This window comes from Candidatus Pyrohabitans sp. (assembly GCF_054014795.1).
Map to the genome: position 1 here is coordinate 1 of NZ_JBPMGE010000051.1, position 6,379 is coordinate 6,379.

At 54.0% G+C, this 6,379-nt stretch carries 8 protein-coding genes and 1 tRNA gene; 3 read left to right on the top strand and 6 right to left on the bottom strand.

All coding sequences use genetic code 11. From position 1 onward, the window contains the following. Window positions 1–289: 289 nt before the first annotated feature. Together ACXJJW_RS05605 and ACXJJW_RS05610 are read right to left on the bottom strand one after the other, a co-directional pair. Window positions 290–514 carry a hypothetical protein gene (locus ACXJJW_RS05605; RefSeq protein WP_456474756.1) on the bottom strand — a complete coding sequence of 75 codons (225 nt, stop codon included), beginning with the start codon at window positions 512–514 and terminating at the stop codon, window positions 290–292. Window positions 515–677: 163 nt separating this feature from the next. Beyond that, a tRNA-Ala gene (locus ACXJJW_RS05610) sits at window positions 678–750 on the bottom strand. Window positions 751–825: 75 nt separating this feature from the next. Here ACXJJW_RS05610 and ACXJJW_RS05615 point away from each other — a divergent pair. Next, the gene (locus ACXJJW_RS05615; RefSeq protein ID WP_456474757.1) at window positions 826–1,026 is read left to right on the top strand and encodes a MoaD/ThiS family protein; all 201 of its coding nucleotides are present in this window, start codon (window positions 826–828) and stop codon (window positions 1,024–1,026) included. Next, window positions 1,019–1,927: a TIGR00269 family protein gene (locus ACXJJW_RS05620; RefSeq protein WP_456474758.1), complete on the top strand. Its 909-nt coding sequence runs from the start codon at window positions 1,019–1,021 to the stop codon at window positions 1,925–1,927. The genes ACXJJW_RS05615 and ACXJJW_RS05620 overlap by 8 nt, the downstream gene beginning before the upstream one ends. Here ACXJJW_RS05620 and ACXJJW_RS05625 read toward each other — a convergent pair. Genes ACXJJW_RS05625 through ACXJJW_RS05640 form a run of 4 tightly spaced genes read right to left on the bottom strand, consistent with a single transcriptional unit; the run spans window position 1,911 to window position 4,908 of the window. Then, window positions 1,911–2,705: a DUF63 family protein gene (locus ACXJJW_RS05625; protein WP_456474759.1), complete on the bottom strand. Its 795-nt coding sequence runs from the start codon at window positions 2,703–2,705 to the stop codon at window positions 1,911–1,913. The two genes, ACXJJW_RS05620 and ACXJJW_RS05625, sit on opposite strands and share 17 nt — an antisense overlap. 9 nt (window positions 2,706–2,714) lie before the next feature. Next, entirely contained in the window at window positions 2,715–3,254 is a 540-nt protein-coding gene (locus ACXJJW_RS05630; RefSeq protein ID WP_456474760.1) for a flavin reductase family protein, read from the bottom strand. A gap of 5 nt (window positions 3,255–3,259) precedes the next feature. Further along, window positions 3,260–4,417 (bottom strand): aminotransferase class I/II-fold pyridoxal phosphate-dependent enzyme, encoded by a 1,158-nt coding sequence (locus ACXJJW_RS05635; protein WP_456474761.1) that lies wholly within the window; start codon window positions 4,415–4,417, stop codon window positions 3,260–3,262. Window positions 4,418–4,419: 2 nt separating this feature from the next. Further along, window positions 4,420–4,908 (bottom strand): Lrp/AsnC family transcriptional regulator, encoded by a 489-nt coding sequence (locus tag ACXJJW_RS05640; protein WP_456474762.1) that lies wholly within the window; start codon window positions 4,906–4,908, stop codon window positions 4,420–4,422. Window positions 4,909–4,994: 86 nt separating this feature from the next. On the opposite strand from ACXJJW_RS05640, the gene ACXJJW_RS05645 reads away from it, so the two are divergent. Next, window positions 4,995–6,379 (top strand): tRNA uridine(34) 5-carboxymethylaminomethyl modification radical SAM/GNAT enzyme Elp3 (locus tag ACXJJW_RS05645; protein ID WP_456474763.1); only part of this gene is annotated, 1,385 nt, incomplete at its 3' end.

The following is a 6,379-nucleotide window of genomic DNA, read 5'->3' on the forward strand; positions in this document are numbered from 1 at the left end:
CTGCCCCTTCGCGTTGGATACCTTCTTGGCATGACATCCTCCTCAGAAGAGTATTGAAGCCTGCGATTTATAACTTTGGTTTATCATCCATATCCATGCGAGCAACTTTTCTGATATATCTGCCTAATCTGCCTAACGTTTTATAACCTTTATGACATGTGGTTTAAAATATCGTATCAGCCTTACTGTGCAGAGCTTTGAACTCCTAAAAATTCTCTTTATAAACCTCCTTAGTGGGTTTTATAAATGCATAGGCGAGCACATCGCTGTCAAGTGTTAATCTCATCTGCTACACCAGATACCGCCTCTCTCTCATCCTTCTTATCTCTGCAGTGGGATCCAGGGGTTTCTCCAGTGCCCTTGATATCCTCTTCTTCAAGTCCTCGTAGTCTCTAAGCTCTGCCTCTGTTTCTGACCTCTTTGATTTAGATATGTATTTCAGAAGACCATGAATCTCCTTATCAAGAACGATCAGTCTTTTCTCAATCTCTCCAATATCCATCTTAATTCCCATTTATCAGTTTGAGGAATACTGAGATAAATATTTTTCAAAATACTGACAGAAATCGTATTATGAAGTAGACAAGCCTGATACCCGCAATCCATATGCCACACAAACTTAGCCTGTGATTGAACAGGATGACGGACTAGAAATACAACCTTAAACCAGAAGGAGATGGACCCGCCGGGATTTGAACCCGGGGCCTCTGCATTGCGAATGCAGCGCTCTTCCTCCTGAGCTACGGGCCCATGCAAGCTAAGCGAGTTTAATTAACAAAGGACAGGATTTTAAAGTTTGCCAAGGGTAGCTTAAAAGGTTGGGCTATGAAGGTGACGGTTATCATAGGAAAAGAGGCGCGGGAAGTGGAGGTGAGCCCCAATGCTACCGCAGGAGGGGTTCTCAAGGCGCTTGGTATAAACCGTGAGGAGGTTATCATAAAGCTGGGGGATGAGATAATCACAGAGGAGGAGAGGCTGAGCGAGGGCAGTGTAATAGAGGTTATAAGGGTGATTTCAGGTGGTTAGCTGCTCCCTGTGCGAAGAGCGCGCTATCTATGTGCGCAGGTACAGCGGTCAGCGCTTCTGCAGGCGCCACTTCACTGCATACTTCGAGAGGAAGGTGAGGCAGACGCTGCAGCGCTACCGAATGCTTGAGCGGGGCGAACGAATAGGCGTGGCTGTCTCGGGAGGCAAGGACAGCCTTTCAACCCTCAGCATCCTCAGCAGGCTTGCGGATAAGCTGGACCTGGAGCTTCATGGTATACTAATCGACGAGGGCATCGCCGAATACAGGGAAGCTACGGTGAAGCACGCGAGGCGCTTCTGCGATGAGCTTGGCGTGCCCCTCAACACCCTGTCCTTCAAGAAGTGCTTTGGCATAACCCTCGACGAGGCCGTGAAGCTGAGCCAGCGCAACGCGTGCACCTTCTGTGGTGTTTTCAGGAGGAAGCTTTTGAACGACGCTGCAAAGGAGCTCGAGTGCGACAGGCTTGCCACAGGACACAACCTCGACGACGAAACCCAGGCAATAGTCATGAACTACCTTCGCGGCGATCTGGAGCGCCTCCTTCGACTGGGCGTAAGCCTGGAAAGCGAACAGCTCGTGCCACGGATAAAGCCCCTGATGGAAATGCCGGAAAAGGAGGTGGCACTCTACGCCATGCTTGGCGATATTCCGGCCAGCTTTGAAGAGTGCCCCTATGCCCAGCAATCCTTCAGAACAGATGTGAGGGAGATGATCAACCGCATCGAGGAGAACAACCCCGGGATAAAGTTCTCCATCCTCCGCGGATATCAGAAACTCCTGCCTTTTTTGAAAAGCTACCGGGCGAAAGCCCTCCAAAGCTGCGCCACCTGCGGTGCACCCACCCCGGGAGAGCGCTGCAAGGCATGCCTGCTGCTTGAAGAACTCAGCCGATTAGCATAACGGTGAGGGCATCCCTCAATCCGGGGGCGAAGCCCAGCATAAAGAAGGCGAAGTACCAGAAGTTCCTGTTCTCCTTCTCTACCAGCGTATTTATCACGAAGAGTATTAAACCAAGGGCAACAAGCTTCGCCGGATAGAGCACATACGCTGTGCCCACAAGGTTGATCAACCAGTCCTCAAACACATGCTCCTCGAAGTATCCATAGTACTCCACGGCCACTATTGTAGCGCTGGCATCGAGCATGTGCCCGGCGAAGATTGCGAACACCCAGGGGTTAAGCTGGTTCAGAGACTTCAGCAGAAAATAGCTTGCGGCTGTGCTCACAACAAACAGGGCAAGTATCTCTCCTCCCGCAGATAGATAGGCCACATTCGCCAAAGTAACATAGGCAGGGTAGACGAGCAGGAGAGTCCCCACAGAAAGCATGGTCTTCTCATAGCTTATACCCCGGGAACGCTGAAGATGAAGCGCCAGCACGAGACTGGCTAGAGCGAGAAGAGCAGTGGTGAAGAAGATTCCGGGTGTAATGAGCCAGGCTGTACGCGGGAAAAGCTGTGCATCCACTAGACTGCGGGAAAACGAGGCAAAGGCGAGGAAAGGAAGGAGCGCCTTGAGAAAGCGCCAGTCCACCTTCACCTTCAGCTTTATCACAATCCTCTCCAGTGCGAGCAACCCAAATCCAAGCAGCAGTCCATAGGCCAGCGTGTTGTATACATTGTACCCTTCGCCGGTATAGATAGGCTCAACGAAGTATCGCTTAAAAAACTCCAAAACCATTAACCTCACCTACGTTCGTCTGAATTTTCTTGCCAGAGGGATGCCGAAGTGCTCGCCTGAGATGTGGAGCAAAGGTCTGGCATCCTCTACCTTTATCACCCGACCATAGTACTCATCCCTCACCTCTGCCAGAAGCACCTCACCGGCAATGAGCACATGGTCGCCAATCTCCTTTGCGTCGTAAAGTGAGCATTCCAGCCAGGCGTAAGCCTCCGCAATACGCGGCGGCTTAACCTTCTTGGAAGGTATTTCAGTAAGCCCCGCCTCCTTGATTTCGCTCACCTCGTAGGGAAAATCCCTCTCCAGAATATGCATCTTTTCGCCCATATCTTCGCTCACGAAGTTTATCACAAACTCCCTGGTCTCGCGAATATTGCGCCAGGTGTCGTGGGCGGGGTTACTGGCTATGGCGAATATAGGCGGTGAAAAGCTTATGGGCATGTTGAAGCTGAAAGGCGCGGCGTTGCTTATACCCCTGGGTGATGCGGTGCTCACAACCACACAGCATCTCGCATTCAGCTTGTAGAAATTATGTGGTGCTATCTCCATTTAAATCACCTCGAAAGAAACCTTTCAACCCTATCCATAGCCTCATTTATGTCCCTCAGCGAGGCTGCATATGCCATGCGCACATGCCCTTCACCACCCTCGCCGAAGACATTGCCGGGTACTACGGCTACGCGCTCCTGCGTAAGAAGCCTCTCAGCAAACTCCTCGCTGCTCATACCGGTGGAGACGATGGATGGAAAGACGTAGAAGGCCCCCTTAGGCTCAAAGCACTCCAGCCCAGCTTCGCGGAGGCGTTTCACTATTAACCTCCGCCTGCGGTTGTATTCCTGCTTCATCTCCTCCACGGCATTGTTGCCTCTGCGCAGGGCTTCGAGGGCAGCTTTCTGGCTCATTATGGGCGCGCAGAGCATTGCATACTGGTGAATCTTCATCATGGCTTCAATAACCTCCTCGCTGCCCATCGCGTATCCAATGCGCCAGCCAGTCATGGCGTAGCTCTTTGAAAACCCGTTTAGATAAACGCAGCGCTCCTGCACACCGTTAAGCGAGGCAAAGGGCACGTGCCTGCCCTCGTAGGTGAGCCTGTCGTAAATCTCATCGCTTATCACCACGAGGTCGTGCTCCACCACCACGTCGGCTATAGCTTCGAGGTCGCGTTTGCTCATCGTTGCGCCCGTGGGATTATTTGGATAGCCAAGCACGAGCAGCTTGCTTTTCCGGGTAATCCTCGCCTCAAGCTCCTCAGGTAAAAGCCTGAACTCATCCTCAGGGCGGGTGGGAACGCTCACCGGTGAGCCGCCCGCGAAGATAGTACAGGGTTTATAGGCGACGTAGCTGGGCTCAGGTATGAGCACCTCCTCACCCGGATTGACAAGGGCGCGTATCGCCAGGTCAAAGGCCTCGCTTACACCCACTGTAATTAGGACTTCCTTCTCAGGGCTGTACTCTATGCCGTATTCGCGCCTGGTTGCGCGCGCTATCTCCTCGCGAAGCTCTTCCAGACCATAGTTGGAGGTGTACATGGTGTAGCCCCTCTCGAGGCTGTATATGCACGCCTCGCGTATGTGCCAGGGCGTAATAAAGTCAGGCTCCCCCACGCCGAGGGAGATGACATCCTCTACGTTAAGCACCAGCTCAAAGAACTTCCTTATGCCCGAGGGGGGCACCTCGGCTACCCGCCTTGCTATCTTATTGTGCATCATCGCTACGGACTCACAGCTAAGCGTCGAAGCTCTTCACCATCGTAGAGCATGTCACCATCTTCTTTGTACTTCTTTAATAAAAAGTGCGTCGTCGTGCTGGTAACCTGCGGAAGGGGCGCCAGCTTCTCTGCCACAAAGGCGGCAACTTCCTTCATCGTGTTGCCCTCTACCAGCACAGAGAGGTCGTACATCCCAGAGACCAGATAGAGGTTCTTTACCTCTGGAAAGCGCATTATCCTCTCGGCGATGGCGTCATAACCATGCTCTCTCTCGGGGGTTATCTTCACGTCTATGAGCGCAGCCACCTTCTCCCTGCCAAGTTTCTCCCAGTTTATCACAGTCTTGTACTTGCGTATTACGCCACTCTTCTCCAGCTCCGCTATTGTCCCCTTAACCTCTTCCTCGTCCAGTGCAACTGCTCTGGCAATCTCGGCGATGCTGAGCCTGGCATCAGTCTCTAGAAGCTTGAGAATCTCCTCTTTTTTGTCCATGGGTATCACCTGTTAGCCTTCTTATTCTTACAGGGCAGGGTTTATAAATGTTATAGTTAATCTGCGGGTATCATACAGGTGGTTAGGTGGAAGCCAAAGCTGCGCGCAGGATAATTGCAAGGCTGCTGGAAGCAAAGCCCTCGAGAGGCGAGGTTCAGCGCATCAAGGCACAGGTGGCGAGAGAGCTTAAGCTAAGCAGACTGCCCTCCAATGCCGAAATTCTGGGTTATGCGAGCGAAGCAGAGAGGGAAGTTCTGCTTCCGCTGCTTAAGCGTAAGCCTGTACGCACCCTCTCAGGCATTGCCGTGGTCGCTGTTATGAGTAAGCCGGCACCCTGCCCCGGGGAGTGCATCTACTGCCCCCGCGGTGAGGATGCGCCCCAGAGCTACACCGGCTATGAGCCCGCTGCCCTGCGAGCAAGGGCGTGCAACTACGACGCCTTTACACAGGTTTACTCCCGTCTTGAGCAGCTCTCGGCGATAGGGCACAGCGTGGCAAAGGTGGAGCTGATTGTGATGGGGGGCACCTTCCCGGCGCTGCCCCGGGAGTATCAGCACGAGTTTGTTAAAGACTGCATCGACGCCATGAACAGCTTTCCCAACGCGAGGATACGCAGCGCCAGCTTTGAGGAGGCGGCGCGCCGAAACGAGACCGCGAGGGTGAGGAACGTGGGGATAACCTTCGAGACGCGCCCGGATTACTGCACTCAGGAGCATGTAGACGAGATGCTCAACCTAGGCGTAACGCGGGTTGAGCTGGGCGTGCAGACACTCAGCGACGAAGTTTACCGGAAGGTGAGGAGGGGGCACAGTGTTGGCGATGTGATTGAAGCCACGCGGGTGCTCAAAGACGCTGGGATTAAGGTGGGGTACCACATGATGCCTGGCTTGTTTTCAAGCTTCGAGGAAGACCTGGAGATGTTCCGCGAGCTCTTCTCCAACCCCAGCTATCGCCCTGATACGCTGAAGATATACCCCACGCTCGTCGTCGCGGGCACGGAGCTCCACGATATGTGGAGGCGGGGCGAGTTTCGCCCCTACAGCGACGAGGAGGCGGCACAGCTCATCGCCGAGGTGAAGCGCCTGCTGCCGCACTGGGTGCGCACCATGCGGATTCAGCGCGATATACCGGCGCAGTTAATCGTCGCCGGAGTTAGGCATGGGAACCTCGCCGAGATGGTGCAGCTCAAGCTAGAGGAGATGGGAGCGCGCTGCGAATGCATACGCTGCCGCGATGCCGGGCACCTGGCGTATAAAGCTGGAGTGGAGATAAGGGAGGAGAACCTCTCGCTGGAGGTGGAGAGTTACGATGCCTCTCTGGGCGAGGAGCACTTCCTGAGCATCGTGGATAAGGAAAGCGATGCCCTCGTTGCCTACCTGAGGCTGCGCTTCCCCTCCGAGCTAGCACACCGCAGCGAGGTGAGAGGCTCGGCGATAGTGCGCGAGCTCCGCGTGCTTGGCGAGGCTCTCCC